This window comes from Streptomyces sp. NPDC048275, assembly GCF_040652275.1.
In the GTDB taxonomy this organism is placed as follows: domain Bacteria; phylum Actinomycetota; class Actinomycetes; order Streptomycetales; family Streptomycetaceae; genus Streptomyces.
Window position 1 is genome coordinate 200473 of sequence record NZ_JBEZLR010000003.1, and the last position, 15104, is coordinate 215576.

General features: G+C 68.5%; 14 protein-coding genes and 2 pseudogenes. 6 read left to right on the forward strand and 10 right to left on the reverse strand.

All coding sequences use genetic code 11. The features are described from left to right. Nucleotides 1-25 precede the first annotated feature (25 nt). Nucleotides 26-445 carry an arsenate reductase ArsC gene (locus AB0D57_RS03655; protein ID WP_362066559.1) on the forward strand — a complete coding sequence of 140 codons (420 nt, stop codon included), beginning with the start codon at nucleotides 26-28 and terminating at the stop codon, nucleotides 443-445. Nucleotides 446-618: 173 nt separating this feature from the next. On the opposite strand, the gene AB0D57_RS03660 is transcribed toward AB0D57_RS03655, so the two are convergent. Both AB0D57_RS03660 and AB0D57_RS03665 read right to left on the reverse strand, forming a co-directional pair. Further along, complete coding sequence (locus AB0D57_RS03660) at nucleotides 619-1017, reverse strand: hypothetical protein (protein WP_362066561.1); 399 nt, start codon at nucleotides 1015-1017, stop codon at nucleotides 619-621. A 75-nt stretch (nucleotides 1018-1092) separates the two neighbouring features. Beyond that, nucleotides 1093-3282 carry a serine/threonine-protein kinase gene (locus AB0D57_RS03665; protein WP_362066563.1) on the reverse strand — a complete coding sequence of 730 codons (2190 nt, stop codon included), beginning with the start codon at nucleotides 3280-3282 and terminating at the stop codon, nucleotides 1093-1095. Nucleotides 3283-3496: 214 nt separating this feature from the next. On the opposite strand from AB0D57_RS03665, the gene AB0D57_RS03670 reads away from it, so the two are divergent. Both AB0D57_RS03670 and AB0D57_RS03675 read left to right on the forward strand, forming a co-directional pair. Then, nucleotides 3497-4759, forward strand: coding sequence for a glycosyltransferase family 4 protein (locus AB0D57_RS03670; RefSeq protein WP_362066565.1), 1263 nt, complete (start codon nucleotides 3497-3499; stop codon nucleotides 4757-4759). Continuing rightward, a complete protein-coding gene (locus tag AB0D57_RS03675) occupies nucleotides 4759-5595 on the forward strand; it encodes a transferase (RefSeq protein WP_362066567.1) in 837 nt (278 codons plus the stop codon). The genes AB0D57_RS03670 and AB0D57_RS03675 overlap by 1 nt, the downstream gene beginning before the upstream one ends. A gap of 37 nt (nucleotides 5596-5632) precedes the next feature. Here AB0D57_RS03675 and AB0D57_RS03680 read toward each other — a convergent pair whose 3' ends face one another. Beyond that, on the reverse strand, nucleotides 5633-6406 hold the full coding sequence (locus tag AB0D57_RS03680; RefSeq protein ID WP_362066569.1) for an SDR family oxidoreductase: 774 nt from the start codon (nucleotides 6404-6406) through the stop codon (nucleotides 5633-5635). A 369-nt stretch (nucleotides 6407-6775) separates the two neighbouring features. On the opposite strand from AB0D57_RS03680, the gene AB0D57_RS03685 reads away from it, so the two are divergent. The 3 genes and pseudogenes from AB0D57_RS03685 (at nucleotide 6776) to AB0D57_RS03695 (ending at nucleotide 9849) form a co-directional block, all read left to right on the forward strand. Continuing rightward, nucleotides 6776-7867 carry a magnesium and cobalt transport protein CorA gene (locus AB0D57_RS03685; RefSeq protein ID WP_362066571.1) on the forward strand — a complete coding sequence of 364 codons (1092 nt, stop codon included), beginning with the start codon at nucleotides 6776-6778 and terminating at the stop codon, nucleotides 7865-7867. A gap of 105 nt (nucleotides 7868-7972) precedes the next feature. Next, nucleotides 7973-9184 (forward strand): annotated as a pseudogene (gene kdpA, locus AB0D57_RS03690) (potassium-transporting ATPase subunit KdpA). Between the two features lie 341 nt (nucleotides 9185-9525). Beyond that, entirely contained in the window at nucleotides 9526-9849 is a 324-nt protein-coding gene (locus AB0D57_RS03695; protein ID WP_362066573.1) for a hypothetical protein, read from the forward strand. 48 nt (nucleotides 9850-9897) lie between these two features. Here AB0D57_RS03695 and AB0D57_RS03700 read toward each other — a convergent pair whose 3' ends face one another. The 7 genes and pseudogenes from AB0D57_RS03700 to AB0D57_RS03730 form a co-directional block, all read right to left on the reverse strand. Next, entirely contained in the window at nucleotides 9898-11541 is a 1644-nt protein-coding gene (locus tag AB0D57_RS03700; protein ID WP_362066575.1) for a histidine kinase, read from the reverse strand. 6 nt (nucleotides 11542-11547) lie between these two features. Beyond that, on the reverse strand, nucleotides 11548-11892 hold the full coding sequence (locus tag AB0D57_RS03705; RefSeq protein WP_362066577.1) for an ATP-binding protein: 345 nt from the start codon (nucleotides 11890-11892) through the stop codon (nucleotides 11548-11550). Nucleotides 11893-12240: 348 nt separating this feature from the next. Further along, nucleotides 12241-12429 carry a hypothetical protein gene (locus AB0D57_RS03710; RefSeq protein ID WP_362066579.1) on the reverse strand — a complete coding sequence of 63 codons (189 nt, stop codon included), beginning with the start codon at nucleotides 12427-12429 and terminating at the stop codon, nucleotides 12241-12243. A gap of 262 nt (nucleotides 12430-12691) precedes the next feature. Next, entirely contained in the window at nucleotides 12692-13279 is a 588-nt protein-coding gene (locus AB0D57_RS03715) for a transposase family protein (protein ID WP_362066684.1), read from the reverse strand. 4 nt (nucleotides 13280-13283) lie between these two features. Next, nucleotides 13284-13574 (reverse strand): annotated as a pseudogene (locus AB0D57_RS03720) (histidine kinase); the annotation flags it as partial. A gap of 17 nt (nucleotides 13575-13591) precedes the next feature. Then, complete coding sequence (locus AB0D57_RS03725) at nucleotides 13592-14275, reverse strand: response regulator (protein WP_362066581.1); 684 nt, start codon at nucleotides 14273-14275, stop codon at nucleotides 13592-13594. A 115-nt stretch (nucleotides 14276-14390) separates the two neighbouring features. Continuing rightward, nucleotides 14391-15104, reverse strand: a complete 714-nt coding sequence (locus AB0D57_RS03730) for a potassium-transporting ATPase subunit C (protein ID WP_362066583.1) — start codon at nucleotides 15102-15104, stop codon at nucleotides 14391-14393.

Below are 15104 nucleotides of genomic sequence, written 5' to 3' on the forward strand. Positions count from 1 at the left end.
TGATCCACTTACGAAGGAAGAACCGATGCCCTCCAGCCCGCTCGCCTCCGTGCTGTTCGTCTGCGTCCACAACGCCGGCCGGTCGCAGATGGCCGCCGGATTCCTCTCCCACCTCGCGGGCGACCGGATCGAGGTCCGCTCCGCCGGCTCCATCCCCGGCGACCAGGTCAACCCGGCCGCGGTCGAGGCCATGAAGGAAGTCGGCGTCGACATCGCCGACGCCAGGCCGAAGGTCCTCACCACCGAGGCCGTCCAGGCATCCGACTACGTCATCACCATGGGATGCGGCGACGCCTGCCCCATCTTCCCCGGCAAGAAGTACCTCGACTGGGCCCTGGAGGACCCGGCCGGCAAGGGCGTCGAGGCCGTCCGCCCCATCCGCGACGAGATCAAGGCCCGCGTCGAGGCCCTGACCGCCGAGATCGACGCGAAGCAGGAGGCGTGACGTCCGTGTCGGACGGGCATGCGCGAGATCATCGTCATCGGTTCCGGCCCCGCCGGATACACCGCTGTGATCAGAGCGGGGCGTGGGCCCGGAGCGATCACGCTCCGGGCCCACGCCGGCGAACACGAAAGGGGCGGGCCCTCGGGCCCGCCCCTTTCGTCGTCTTCTGGGAGTCAGGCCTGGGCGTACTCCCAGCCGCCGCAGCTGTACGGGGTGCCGCTGGCCCCTTCCTGCAGGCAGGCGCGGATCTGCAGGGTGGTGCCCTCCGCGAAGGACAGGTTCCAGTTCTTGGGGACGGCGTAGCCGTTGGCGCTGTAGTACGAGTGGGTGGCAGAGCTCGAGTTGTAGCGCCACTGGGCGGCGACGCCGTGACCGTCACTCTTCATGTCGAGGGCGGTGAGGATCTCGCCGTCCTGGGCGAACTCGGTCTTCGCGCTCGGCGAAGTGATGGAGTTGTAGGCCTCGAAGATGTAGCCCGCGGCCTGTGCCGGGGCGGTGGCCAGGACGAGCGCCGACGCGGAGGCCGCGGCTATCCCGAGGGCGGTCGTCAGACGGCGGTAGGGCGTGCGCAAGGCGGTGTTCCTCTCTTCGGACAACTATTGACGCCTGAACTTACCTGAGGGGTAAGGGAGTTCAGAGCTTTACGCTCAGTCGTACGCCCTCAGGCACAGCATCGTCGCGCCGTCGTCCACCTTCGTGGACCAGTACGTGCTGGCGTCGTACTGGCCCTGGCGGCAGACCTCGGCGCCGGCGCCCGCCGTCGCCCGATAGATGTCGCTGACAACCAGAATCTCGTTGTACGCGGCGGGAACCCTCCGGTCCGTGCAGTTCGGGGACGACAGCATCGCGATGCTGCTGAGGACGTCGTTGTCTTCGTGCTTGGCGAGCAGGCAGTCACCCTGGTGGTACTGGCCGGTGAGGCAGAGCGCGGTCCGCTCGCCGCTGCTGGTGGAGTAGTACGACCACGTGGCCTTGCCCACGCCGGACGCGCAGTCGTCGGTGGTGCCGGTGACTTTCACGCGCGTCCCGTAGCCGCAGGACGTCGTGTTCGGCTCCTCCTCGCTCCAGTCGAACTTGCTGAGACCGCCGTAGCCGGTGTCGACGACGTCCAGACAGTCCCCGTACGAGACGGCCTTGAAGGCGTCTTCGGTGGGGTCGGGCTCGGGCTCGGGCTCGGGGGAACTGGTCTCCGGTTCGGGCTCCGGCTCGGGCTCGGTGTCGTCGAAGCCGCCGCTCGACGAGCTGGAGGAGCTGTCGGTGTCGGTGTCGATGTCGCCGAGGCTGCCGCCGGTGCCGAGACCGCTGGTGCCGCCGCTGCTGGACACGGTGAAGCGTGAGGTGGGGCTGCTTGTCGGAGTGTCGTCGTCCTTCTTGTCCCAGGGCTGCCAGACCAGGACCCCGATGATGAGTGCGGCCACGAGCAGGCCGCCCCAGCCTTCCGAGGAACCCGATTTCTTGGTGGGTTTCCCGGTCGCTCCGGGGTTCGGGGTCGGCGCGGACTTCGGCGGGGCCTTGGGCGTCGAAGTCGTGCCGGTGCTCTTGTTCTTGGTGGAGGTCTCGGTCTTCTCGCGTGCCGGGCGCTCGCGTTCTTTGCGCTGCTTCTCCTTGCGTTGCCTCTCCTTCTGTTCTTTCTCCTTCCGTTCGCGTTCCTTCCGTTCCTTCTCCTTCCGCTCCTTCTCCTTCCTCTCCTGTTCCTTGCGCTCCCGTGCCTCCGCCTCCGCTTGCTCCTCGGCCTGCGCCCGCACCAAGGCGTCCCGCTGCTTGCGCAGGGCCTCGAGTTGCTCGCGCATCTTGCTGAGCGCCTCGTCCGAACCCTCCGGGGTGCCCTCGGACTTCATCCGCGTCGGTGCTTCGGCCGCGTCGAAGTCCACTGTTCCGTCGCGCAGTTGCCGCCCCTGTTCCGCGTACTCCTCGATCAGCTCGGTCCATGCCCCCGGCAGCCATCGCTCGGCGTCCCGGTCCGCCGGCGCCTGGTCGTCGAGGTCAGCGAGGTCGGCGAGGAGGTCCCGCAGCACGTCGGACGGAGCGGGGCGCCTCTCGGGGCCGACCTCCAGCAACGGGAGGATCAGCGGTTCCAGTTCCGGCGGCAGCCCGCTCGTGTCGAGCTCGCCTCGCTGGACGAGGGCGAGAACCCCGATGGAGTGGTCGGTCTGCTCGTAAGGCGGGCGGCCGACCGCGAGGAAGAAGAGCGTGGCACCCAGGGAGTACATGTCGGACGCGGCGGTGGACTTCTTGCCGCACGCCTGCTCCGGCGACGTGAAAGCGAAGGTGCCGATGGACGTCGTCGAGCTGGTGTGGTCGTTGGCGTGCGAGATGCCGAAGTCGATGAGGCGGGGGCCGTCATGGGGCAGCAGGATGTTGAGGGGTTTGATGTCCCGGTGGACGACCCCCAGGCCGTGCAGCTCGACCAGCGCCCGCGCGGCTCCGGCCGCGATCCAGCGCACCGAGTCGACGGGCAACGTCCCGGCGCTGACGACGAGTTCGGCCAGGCTGGGCGCCGGGATGAACTCGATGGCGAGCCACGGGCGCTTCGCCTTCGCGTCGGCGTCGACCACCGTGGCGGTGTAGGCACTGTCGACCCGCCCCGCCAGCTCCACCTCGCGGGCGAACCGCTCCCGTTCCGGCCTGCTCACGATCCCCTCGGCGAGGAGCGTCTTGACCGCGACGAGCCCGTGGTCCACCACGGTTCCGGTGGGCCCTGCGGCGCTGGCGGGGGTCCCGGGCGCCTCCTGCCGGGCGAGATAGATGCGGCCCATGCCGCCCGTGGCGATCCGCCGCAGCAGCCGGTAGGGGCCCAGCCGCCGAGGATCATTGGACTCGAGTGAATAGAGCTTCATTCCGGCGATGCGGCATCACTCCCCATGTGCGTCCCCCGTCCGTACTGCTGTCCGCATGCGCGCCGTGCGACCTACGCGCCCGAGCGATTCCCTGGTCAAACCGTGTCACGGCAAAGGAGGTTGGGAAAGCACACATGTGACTGGAGGTAAGCGTCCGGTGAACGAAGCGGTAACGACGGGCAACCTCGGGGCAGTTGGCGGAGTCTAGTCCGCCATGAAGATTTCCTTCCTGATACACAACGCCTACGGAATCGGAGGCACGATCACCACCACCTTCAACCTGGCCCAAGCGCTGGCCGAGCGGCACGAGGTGGAGATCGTCTCCGTGCTGCGGCACCGGGAACACCCGAACTTCACCCTGGACCCGAGAGTGTCACTACGGCCGCTGGTGGATCTGCGGCAGGAGAAGGAACACCCGCTGCATCTGAGACCGGCGAAAGTGTTCCCCACCGCCGAGTACCGCTACCAGCAGTACAGCGAGCTGACCGACCAGCGGATCGCCGAGAGCCTGGCGGCGACCGACGCCGACGTGGTCATCGGCACCCGGCCGGGGCTCAATGTGCATCTCGCGCTCCAGGCCCCGCAACGGGTGGTGCGCGTCGGGCAGGAACACCTCACCCTGGACAACCATCCCCCCCGGCTGCGCACCACACTGCGCCGGGCTTACCGCCGGCTCGATGTGATCACCACGGTCACGGAGGCGGACGCCGTCGCCTACCGGCGAAAGATGCGGCTGCCCGGGGTCCGTGTGGAGGCGCTCCCGAACAGCGTTCCCGATCCCGTGCTGCCTGCCGCGGACGGCACCGCGAAAGTGGTGATCGCGGCCGGCCGGCTGGTCCCGGTGAAGCGCTACGACCTGCTCATCGAGGCGTTCGCGCTGGTCGCCGCCGAGCACCCGGACTGGCAGCTGCGCATCTACGGCAAGGGCGAGGAACACGCCCGGCTGCGGCAGCTCATCGAGAGCCTCGGCCTGTACGGCAACGTATTCCTGATGGGCGCGGCGACTCCCATGGAAGCGGAGTGGGTCAAGGGCTCGATCGGCGCGGCCGCGTCCAATTTCGAACCGTTCGGCATGACCATCGTCGAGGCCATGCGCTGCGGACTGCCGGTGGTGAGCACCGACTGTCCCTACGGACCCGGCGAGATCATCAAGGACGGGGTCGACGGCCGGCTGGTGCCGGTCGGGGACCACAAGGCGATGGGCGCCGCACTGCTGGAGCTCGTCCGCGACGACGAGCGGCGCCGGCAGATGGGCCGTCAGGCCCTGGAGAACGCACGACGGTTCGCCCCGGTCCCTGTCGTGGAGCAGGCCGAGCACCTGTTCGGCGAGGCGATCTCGGCGAGAGAGACCGGGCGACCGGCCGCGACGGAACGCGGTCGGATGCAGCGCGCTCTGGTCAGCCAGGGCTTCGCGGCACGCGACGCCGCGTATGCCGCGGCCGGCAGCGTGCTGCACACGGTACGGAGGAGCCGGTGATGAGCATGGAACACGACACGCAACCTCGTACCGCCTGCACGGTCGACGCGGACGGCCGGATCACCTTCGTCCTTCCGCTGGGGGCGGCGGCCGTCCGACCCCAGCTGCTGCTGCGGCTGCGCCCCAAGAAGGGACAGCCCGAGAAGATCCTGCATGTCCTCGAACTGGAGCCGGTGGACGACGGCCGCCGACGCGCCGTCCTGAAGCCGGGGACCGTTCTCGCGGAAGGGCGGTGGGACGTGCACCTGCTCCGCGAGCCGGGAGCGGAGCGGGAGCGGCTGCGCCCCGGTCCACGAGATCTGCGGGCCCTCGTCGACGGACACGTCCGTGACTGGTCGTCGCCGGTGGCCGTGCGGGTTCCGTACGCCACCAAGGACGGCTACCTCGCGGTACGGGCCTGGCTGCGCACCGCCCACGCGGAGGTCGACGGCATCGACGTCACGGACCGGTCGATGACGGTCAGGGCACGGCTGCACGGCGCTTCACTCGCCGAGGAAGCCACCGTACGACTGCGCCTGCGGGACGGGGACGGCCTCATACGGACCCTCGAGCCACGAGCCGAGAAGGACGGCCAGGGGTTCTCCTTCACCATGGACCACGAGGAGTTGACCGCCGAGGCAGGCACCGGAAACCGCGTCTGGGACGTCTTCGTCCAGGCCCGACCCGCTGCGGGAGCCCCACTGATCCGGATGGGCCGTCTGCTCGACGACGTGGCGGAGCGCAAGGAGATCTTCGTCTATCCGGCGGTCACGGCCGGCGGTGTCGCCGTACGTGCTTACTACACGGTGGACAACGACCTCTCCGTGGAGGTCGTGGAGGCAACGGCGGCCGGTTGACCGCGCCGCCCGCCCGCCGATCCTGGCGGCTCCGGGTTCAGTCGAGCTGTTCGAAGTGGATGGCGCGGATGAAGCAGTCCCGCGGCTGGGACACGGCGAACATCACGCAGTCGACGAGGGAGTGGGCGGTCAGCCCGTCCCGCGCGCTGCGCGGAGTGGCGTCCCAGTCCGGGGACAGCGGGTCGGGGTTGGTGAAATCCGGCGGGTACAGGGAGATGACGCGCACGCCCTCGGGCCGCAGCCGCTTGGAGAGGATGTCGGCGAAGCCCGCCTGGGCGCTCTTGGCGGCGTAGAAGGCGGCATGGGCGTCCGAGCGATGGTGGCCGGGGACGCCGGCGGTGGAGATCATGTTCACCACGTCCGGCTGCCGCGAGGCGCGCAGCAGCGGGAGGAAGTTCTTGACCATCAGGACCGTTCCGGTGGCGCCCGAGGCGAGGGTGTCGGTCACCTCGTCGTCGGTCGCCGACAGCAGGTCGGTGCCGTCCAGCCAGCGGGCTCCGTTGTTGACCAGGATGTCGATGTGCCCGGTCACCGCCTCGACTTCCTTGGCGAAGGCCCGGACGGAGGCGGGGTCGGACAGGTCGCAGCCGAAGGCGTGCACCTGCGGGTGGCCGAGCCCGCGGATCTCGTCGGCCGTCCGCCGGGCGGCTTCCGGCGTCCGCGCGGAGAGGAACACCTCGGCGCCGTGTTCCGCGAAGCGGATGGCCAGGGTGCGCCCGAAGTCCCGGGACGCCCCGGTGACGACGACCTTCCTCCCGTCGAGCCCGGGGTGCGGGGCCGGGGCCGTCCGACTGTTCACAGCGTCGTTCATCAGTGTGGGTTCGCCTGTCGGTTGAAGGGGCGCTGCGCGGCGGAGGCCAAGTGGCCTTTCTTCGCCTGGCAGTTGACGGGTTAGCCGCCGCCGGTGGACCGTCCATCGTGGCAGATCGACTTTCGAGGGCTGGTGGTACCCATGACGCAGTCGAACGTCAGAGGTGACAACCGTCCGCGCCGTTCACACGTGAACCCGCCCGACGCTGCCGCGACACCCCCTCGACCCTCACGCTTGAAACTTTGACCACGTGCGTACGGCGGTCGGTCCCGCCGGGGATCTTCCCTCGTCCGCCGTAACCGGCATCCCCGTGCGAACGTAGTAACCAGCGGTACGCGCCACAGGCCGAGTCCGTCGCAAGGAGACGCCATGACGGTCGGCGGAACGTCTTCGACACCCACACCACCCTCGATACCCCCACAGCCGACGCAGCCGACGCAGCCGACGCAGCCGGGCTGCGTGGTCGACTGCGCTCTGTACGAGCACGGCAAGCGGCGGCCCGGTCTCCTCCCCCTCGAGGAGGCGATGGCAGCCGCCCACGCCGCCGCGGACAGCTTCGTCTGGATCGGCCTGCACGAACCCACCGAGGCACAGCTCCAGCTCGTCGCGGGCGCCTTCGGCCTGCATCCGCTGGCCGTCGAGGACGCGCTCGCCGCCCACCAGCGGCCCAAGGTGGAGCGCTACGACGAGACGCTCTTCCTCGTCATGCGGACCGCCGTGTACCACGAGCACGGCACCCTCACCGCGACCAGCGAGATCGTCGACACCGGCGAGATCATGGCCTTCATGGGCCGGGACTTCATCGTCGTCGTGCGGCACGGCCCCTCGCACCAGCTCAAGACGGTCCGCCACCAGCTGGAGAGCCGCCCCGAGCTGCTCGCGCACGGCCCCGCCGCCGTGCTGTACGCCGTCGCCGACACGGTCGTCGACCAGTATCTCGACGTCATCTCCGCCGTCGAGACGGACGTGGACGAGGCGGAGGGCGATACCTGCGCGCCCCAGCAGACCCCTCAGCAGGCCCAGGACATCCGCCGTGTCTACCGGCTCAAGCGTGAGCTCCTCGAGCTGCGCCGCACCGTGGTCCCCCTGGTGCCACCGATGCGTGAGCTCGCCGAGGGCCGGCTGCCCGGCGTGGACAAGGACATCGCCCGCTACCTCGGCGACGTCCACAGCCACCTCGCCCAGGCCGCCGAACGCATCACGACCCTCTGCGAGGTGACCGACACCGCGCTGTCCCTCGCCCTGGCCCAGACCGGCGTCCAGCAGAACTCCGACGTACGGCGCATCAGCGCGATCGCCGCCCTCATCGCCGTACCCATCGGGATCGTCGGCATCTACGGCATGAACTTCGACCACATGCCCGAACTGCGCTGGACCCTCGGCTACCCCCTGGTGATCGTCGCCAGCGTCGTCATCTGCACACTGATCTACCGGGCCTTCCGCCGCAACGACTGGCTGTGAGCGGCGTCAACAGCGCGTTATGAAGTGGCCTTCGCGCGTCAGGCAATCGCCAACACGACGGTCCGCCCTCGTCCTCGGCCCCGTCCATGGGAGTCGGACACCTGTGTGGACATACGCCTCCGGCGTTCCACGGACGACCTGGGCAATTTCTGGGTCGACCTGCTCCGTACGATCGTCCGGATCCTGCTCCCGATCGCGGTCGTCGCCGGCCTGGTCCTGATGGCGGGCGGTGTCATCCAGAGCCTCGGCAGCGGACACACCGTCACCACCCTCGCGGGCGCCCGGCAGACGATCCTCGACGGCCCGGTGGGCTCCTGGGAGGGCATCAAGCTGTTCACCGGTGACGGTGGCGGCGTCTTCAACGCCAACAGCGCCCACCCTTTCGAGAACCCGAGCGCGTGGACCAACGCCTTCGAGATCGTGCTGATGCTGCTGATCCCGACGGCCTGCATCCGCATGTTCGGCTGGATGATCGGCAGCCTCAAGCAGAGCTGGACGCTGCTGACGGTCGTGGGCATCCTCTTCGGCCTGCTGCTCGCGGCGGGCACGCTGGCCCAGACCGCCCACACCGGCACGGTCACGTAGGCGGTCGGCGGTCAGTACGAGGGCACCGAGACCCGCTTCGGCATCCCCGGCTCCACGCTCTTCGGCGTCGGCGCCACGGGCTCGGCGGACGGCGCGGCCAACGCGTCGTACGACAGTTTCTCCAGTCTCGGCGGAGGTGTGCTGCTGTCCGCGATGATGCTCGGCGAGATCGCGCCGGGCGGCACCGGCAGCGGGCTCCACGGCCTGATCATGGTGGTCCTGGTGGCGGTCTTCATCGGCGGCCTGATGGTCGGCCGCACGCCCGAATGCCTGCGCAAGCGGATCGGTTTCACGGAGATGCGCTGGGTCGTGGTCTACGCGCTGATCCCGCCGACCGTCATCCTTGCCTGCACGGGTATCGCGCTCGCCTTCGGCGACGGCCGGTCCTCGATGGGCAACCCGGGGGCGCACGGACTGACCGAGCTGATCTACGCCTACACCAGCAACACCAACAGCAACGGCAGCGCGATGGCGGGCTTCAACGGCGCCACCGACTTCCACAACCTGCTGATGGCGGTGGCGATGCTGCTCGGCCGCTACCTGCCGATGGTGTGCGTCCTGGCCCTGGCCGGACGGCTGGCACGGCAGCAACCGGGCGTCGTCACGGTCGGCACGCTGCGCGCGCAGGGCGCCGGCTTCGTCGTCCTGGCGACCGCGGCGGCCGTCGTCCTGGCGCTGCTCAACTTCCTGCCGGCGCTGTCCCTGGGCACGATCGCCGACGGGCTCTTGTAACGGCTGCAGAAGTCGTAGGGGTCCTTCAGAGACTCAGCCGGTACGGCACGACACACACGACGACAACCGTACGGGCCCGCAGCGCGGCCGCGAGCAGCAGGCCGCGTGACGCGGGGCGGCGGCGGGATCTCGCCGAGCCCCAACTCCTTGCCGACCGCCGTGTAGTACCGCTGGACGCGGGCGAACAGCAGCATCAGCAGCGGAACGGCGACGACCACGCCCCAGGCGCCCTCCGTGAACTTGGTGACCAGCAGCACCAGGCCCGCCACCGTGGTCAGCACCGCGCCGAGCCCGTTGAGCAGCGCGCGCCGCAGCCAGCCGGGCGGCCGCTCGCCGGCCCAGTGCCGTACGAGCGCATCTACGCCGAGTTGAAGCACGTCGTCCTCGTTGACGAGAACGACGACCCCTTCGACAGCGACGACGTCCTGTGGGCCATGACCAACCGTTTCCAGGCCGACAAGGACCTCGTAATCCTCCCGAAGATCGCCGGCCACGTCCTCGACTCGTCCCAGACCCCCCAGTACAACCCGGAGATCCCCGCCAAGGGCGCCACCACCAAGATGATCTACGACGCCACCAAGCCGTACGCACTGCGCGACATGTTCCAGCGCGCCCGGTTCCGTGACGTCGATCCGAGGCCCTGGTATCCCGACGACCGGGAATAGCGGGCCCTCGAAGCTGGGACTCGGGCCTCCCCCTCGCGGAGAGGCGAATCAAGGGGTGACGGCAGCCCTGTTCGAGCCGCTGTCTCCCTCCCTGGGCACGGGCACCGTGCCATCACTCACCAGGTCGACGACAGCATCCGTGTGTTCCCTGATCAGATAGTCCATGGCGTGCTCAGTCGTGGACTGGTACTCCAGTTGCTCGCTGTAGAAGCGGAGCCGTTCCTGAGAATCCTCGATGATCTCGCCCCAGGTACGCACCCAGATCCGGAAAGTCGGCTGTGAGACGGCGCATCCCGGCATCCGGTCCGGCTGGTGGGCGAGCTGGCGGAGGCTTTCATCCATGGCATTACCGACGAGCCAGAAGTCCCAGGTCACCTTGGGGTCACGGAACCTGTCGTCGTGCATGACCGCTTGCGCGTAACTGCTGATCTGCGCGAACTCGGTCATGCCGAGTACGACATTCGACCTCTTGAGTTCGACCACGAGATGGTGGCGTTCGCCCTTCCGGTGCCGGGCAGCGCGGGACAGCATCAGGTCGACGATTCCCCGGCTTCCGTCCTCCCGCAAAACAGGGCCCGGCACCGGCGCATCCCGGCCGAGAAGGCGGCAGTGCTGATTCAGTACCTCGTTCAGACTGCGGTCACTGACGTGGAGCCCGTACTCCTCACCGAAGACCCAGCACTCGTTCTCCAGGATCCGGTGCAGCTCGGTGCGCTCCTTGACACGCCCCTTGGCCACGGGGTCGAAGACAAGGTGCTCCAGAGCCGACAGGAAGTCGAGACGCCCTGTCGTCGCCGTCGAAGCCTTGATCAGAGCAGACAGCGGAGTACGGTCAAGGAGTCGGCTGAGTTCCTCCTGCTCCTGCTTGGAGAGGGCGAAGAGCTCTTCGGCAATGCGGAGCACCTCACCCGGTTCGTGGGTCAGTACGGAACGTAGGAGCGCGAAGGACACCTTCTGCGCACGCTTACTCGCGGGCAGGTGCCGGATGACCGCGGTCGCCACGGCATCGAAGGTCTCCCGCTCCGCGCGCTCCTGGTCACTGGCAGGCTCACCCGTATACGGGTAGAAGCCTTCAGCCCTCCACGAGGCGACGAGTTCCCGGCGGCGCTGGTCGGCGCGGGAGCGGAAGTGTACACGCATGCGTTCGCGGGACTCCGCCAGCACATCGGCAGCGGGTCCGTCCGGCACCCAGTCGGCAAAGGCGAGATCGCCGACCGAATCGTCCTCGAATCCTGACCAGGAGAGATACGCCGTGAAGTGGAAACCCGGCGCCTGGATCTCCGGCTTGAGCTGCGCCACCGACATGCCTCGGCCGTCACACAGGATCAGGGCCCGGGAGAAGGGCCGCGACCATTCGATGATCTTCAGTTGGGCCGAAGGGTGAACGCTGTCCGGAGGGGCTGCCACCTCGTACGTATCGACGCGGAGTTGCTCCGACGACGGATCGAGCAAAGTCCCGTCGTAGGTGATGCGGATGTCCGGGTACGCCTCCAGGTGAAGAGCGAAGGCGGCGGTGAGCGCGGAACGGGCGGCGTCCTCGGTCAGCTTCTGGAGCTCCTCGCCGCCGAACGCCTCGAAGACTGTCCCCGCCACATCCGCCGTCGGCTCGGGGTCGCTGACGTCGAACTCGTCCATGGAACTGCGGTCGGACTCGATGACCACTCGGCGGCGGTTCCCGTGCTCCTCGCTCACGCTTGCTCAGCGCACCTCACTGCCGAGCGCGAATGCCCGGACCCGGCCGCGCCCGTTCTTCCCGTGCAACACGCGCTTCTTGACCGCGCTGGTCTGCGCGCGTTTCTTCCAGGACGTGCCGATCTGCTCGAAGTAGTCGCTGCACTGTTCGGCGGCGATGCCTGTGCCGTCGTCGATCACCGCTACCCGGTCGACCCCGCCGAAGTCGTTGCGCTCAAGCTCGACGGTGACGTGCTCGGCGTCCGCGTCAAGGGAGTTCCAGATCAATTCCTCGATGGCGCCAACAGGATGGCGCAGCCTCGCGAGCTCCTCGACGTGCCCCCGCCCTACCGTCAGCCGAAGCTTCGCCATGGGGTCCGTACCTTCCGCATTGCCTCTGAGAGTTCGGGCTGGGAAGACCGAGGGACCTCCCACCCACGCTTCAACTCGGTCGTCTCATGAAAGTCACTCGATGATGTCGAGCGGCGGGAGCGCGTCCACGATCTTCGAAGTGGCCAACGCGAGTCGCTTCTCTCTACTTCACGGAGGGTCGGCTCGATGAGCGATTCCCGATCACTTTAGTAGGGAGGCGTCACAAGTGGAGGTGCATCTCTCCACGATCCGTTGCTTCGATCATCAAGCGATCTCAGCAATCCCGGCATTTCTGCCGGAATGGTCCGTAACCAGGGTCATTGCATGATCGAGATCTGTCCGGGTTCGTCACGTGAGGCCGAGGGTGCGTAGGGGCCGGGAGTAGTAGCGGCTGGTGTGGCGGAGGGCGGCGACGATGTTGGTCTCGTTGTTCTGTCGGAAGACGCTGATGGCGAGGTTGCGCAGGCTGGCCATGGCGCGGGGCAGGGTGCCGGTGCGGACCTTGGAGTCGTCCTCGCGGAAGGTACGGTCGCGCACGTGGTGCAGGAGGTTCTCGATGCCCCAGTGGCCTCTGCTCCAGGTGGCGAGTTCGGCGGGGGTGGCGTCAAAGATGTCCGGATCTCGTCTCGGTGGTGGGCCCTGTCGCGGGTGCGGTGATCCAACGGGATGTCCTGCCAGGGCAGGTTCCTGACCTGTGAGTACAGGCCGGGGTGACTCTTCTTGATCACGGCCAGGTAGTGGGCGCCACGTTCGGCGATGTAGGCGCCGTGGCTGTGCTGGGTGTGCAGGGCGTCGGTGGTCAGCACGGTGTTCTCCAGGGGCAATGGCGTCCAGCAGGGGTTGGAAGGAAGGGATTTCGTTGCTCTTGGAGGAGATCTGCCGCTGGGCCAGGACCACGCCGTGGTGGTCCATCGCGGCCAGCAGTTGGATGGCCGTGGCGTCCGGGTGCGCGAGCCGCGCACGGTCTTGCCGTCGACCGCGACCGCCCGCAGCGCCGGCTGTTGCGGTTCCGGCCGTACCGAGGGCGGCTTTCGGGCCTGCAGATACGCGCAGATCGCCGCGTCCAGCGCGTCGCCGTCGATGTGCTGCAGCAGGCGGTGGAGGGTGGCTGCGTGCGGCACCGGCCTGATTCCGGTGAGCGGGTCGGGTCCGCGGCGAAGCCGAGAACGCCCAGGACGTGCCGCGGGGCATCGGTGAGCCACTCGCTGATCGCGATGAGCGAGCGGGCGCCGGCCAGCACCGCCGCAACGGCCGCGCACAGCAGTGCGAGGGCGGGATACCGCCGTCCCCTCCGGCCGCGCGGATCGGGTACCCGGCCCAGGAACTGGCGCAGGTCAGCAGCGTCATCCGCGGCGACGGAGCCAGTCTGGAGGGACAGTTTCTCCAGCGGGGATGTTCGTGTGGGGCAGCTCGTCGACCAGGGCGACCTGGGGACGCCGGGCCAGCACGGCGTCGACGTCCATCTCGGTGAAGGCGCCGCCCCGGTACTCCAGGTCCCTGCGGGGGATCTGCTCCAGACCGTGCAGCATCACCTCGGTGCGCGGCCGGTTGTGGTGCTCCACGAAGGCGACCACGCAGTCGGTGCCCCGCTCGACTCGGCGATGGGCCTCGGACAGCATCGAGTAGGTCTTGCCGACGCCCGGCGCCGCGCCCAGGTAGATGCGAAGTCTGCCGCGTGCCATGGTGTTCTCGGTGCCTCTCACGCCTCGAAGCGGTAGCCCATGCCGGGCTCGGTGATCAGATGGCGGGGGTGCGAGGGATCCGCCTCGAGTTTGCGCCGGAGTTGGGCCATGTAAACCCGCAGGTAGTTGGTCTTGTTGCTGTGCGAGGCTCCCCACACCTCCTTGAGCAGCCGGCGCTGGGTGATGAGCCGGCCCGGGTTGCAGACCAGGATCTCCAGCAGGTGCCACTCGGTCGGGGTGAGGCGTACGTCGTGGCCCGCGCGGGTGGCCTTCTTGGCGACCAGGTCGACGGTGAACTCGTCGGTGGTGACCAGGACGATCTCGGGGGCGATCGAGACGGAGTCGGTCCGGCGGACGGCGGCGCGCAGCCGGGCCAGGAGTTCGTCCATGCTGAACGGTTTGGTGATGTAGTCGTCGGCGCCCGCGTCGAGCGCGGCGACCTTCTCGTCGGAGGCGCGGCGGGCGGAGAGCACCAGGATCGGGACGCGGGTCCAGCCGCGCAGGGCTTTGATGACGTCCGTGCCGTCCATGTCGGGCAGCCCCAGGTCCAGTACGACCACGTCGGGCCGGCGCGCGGCGGCGAGCCGGAGCGCGGTGGCGCCGTCGGGGGCCGCGTCGACCCCGTACCTGCGCGCCTGCATGTTGATCACGAGCGCCCGTACGAGCTGAGGGTCGTCCTCCACCACCAGCACGCGGGTCATCGGTATGTACCTTTCAAGTCGTACGTCGGGACATGAGTGCCGGAAGTGGGGCGGGAGTTGACGAACACGAGGGATGCCCTCGGCCGCCAACTCCCGCGTGGTGCGTGTAAGCCCATCAGCTCTTCGCCACGATTTCCTTCAGCGCGATGTTGAGTTCGAGGACGTTGACGGTGGGCTCGCCCATGAAGCCGAGGGTGCGGCCGTCGGTGTGGTCGTCGACCAGCTTCTGCACCTGGGCGACGGACAGACCGTTCTTCTCCGCGACCCGGTGCACCTGGAGGTCGGCGTACTCCGGGGAGATCGCCGGGTCCAGGCCGGAGCCCGAGGACGTCACCGCGTCGGCGGGGATGTCGGAGACCTTGACCTCGTAGCCGGGCACCGAGTTGTCCGTCTTGACGGCTTCCTGGGCGGAGCGGACCCAGTAGCAGAGCGTGCTTTCCTCCGCCTTGTCCAGCGGCGGACAGACTCCGTCGACCGCGCCGTTGTCACCGGAACGGTTGGTGGCACCGGAGAGGATCAGCGCGTACTGGGTGTTGACGCCGTTGGTGCCGAGACCGTTCTGCGGACGGCCCTGGAACCACTTCAGGTCGGCCTCCGCGGTCTCCTGACCCTTCTTCAGCGGCAGGTTGTAGGACTGGCCGATCAGCGAGGAGCCGACGACCTTTCCGTCCACCTTGATCTCCGAGCCGTTGGCCTTGCCGTTGAACAGACCCTGGGCGACGCCGGTGATGACGAGCGGGTAGATGATGCCCGTCACCACGGTGAGCACCAGCAGGGCGCGCAGGCCGGCCCAGAGCAACCGGGCAGTGTTCGTAACCGAGTTGTTCAT

Excerpts from the sequence above, each read along its gene's own strand:
- AB0D57_RS03665 (WP_362066563.1), bottom strand. The coding sequence starts at position 3,282 with ATGAAGCTCTATTCACTCGAGTCCAATGATCCTCGGCGGCTGGGCCCC.
- AB0D57_RS03705 (WP_362066577.1), bottom strand. The coding sequence starts at position 11,892 with ATGGCGAAGCTTCGGCTGACGGTAGGGCGGGGGCACGTCGAGGAGCTC.
- AB0D57_RS03730 (WP_362066583.1), bottom strand. The coding sequence starts at position 15,104 with ATGAACAACTCGGTTACGAACACTGCCCGGTTGCTCTGGGCCGGCCTG.
- AB0D57_RS03725 (WP_362066581.1), bottom strand. The coding sequence starts at position 14,275 with ATGACCCGCGTGCTGGTGGTGGAGGACGACCCTCAGCTCGTACGGGCG.
- AB0D57_RS03680 (WP_362066569.1), bottom strand. The coding sequence starts at position 6,406 with ATGAACGACGCTGTGAACAGTCGGACGGCCCCGGCCCCGCACCCCGGG.
- AB0D57_RS03675 (WP_362066567.1), top strand. The coding sequence starts at position 4,759 with ATGAGCATGGAACACGACACGCAACCTCGTACCGCCTGCACGGTCGAC.
- AB0D57_RS03670 (WP_362066565.1), top strand. The coding sequence starts at position 3,497 with ATGAAGATTTCCTTCCTGATACACAACGCCTACGGAATCGGAGGCACG.
- AB0D57_RS03655 (WP_362066559.1), top strand. The coding sequence starts at position 26 with ATGCCCTCCAGCCCGCTCGCCTCCGTGCTGTTCGTCTGCGTCCACAAC.
- AB0D57_RS03685 (WP_362066571.1), top strand. The coding sequence starts at position 6,776 with ATGACGGTCGGCGGAACGTCTTCGACACCCACACCACCCTCGATACCC.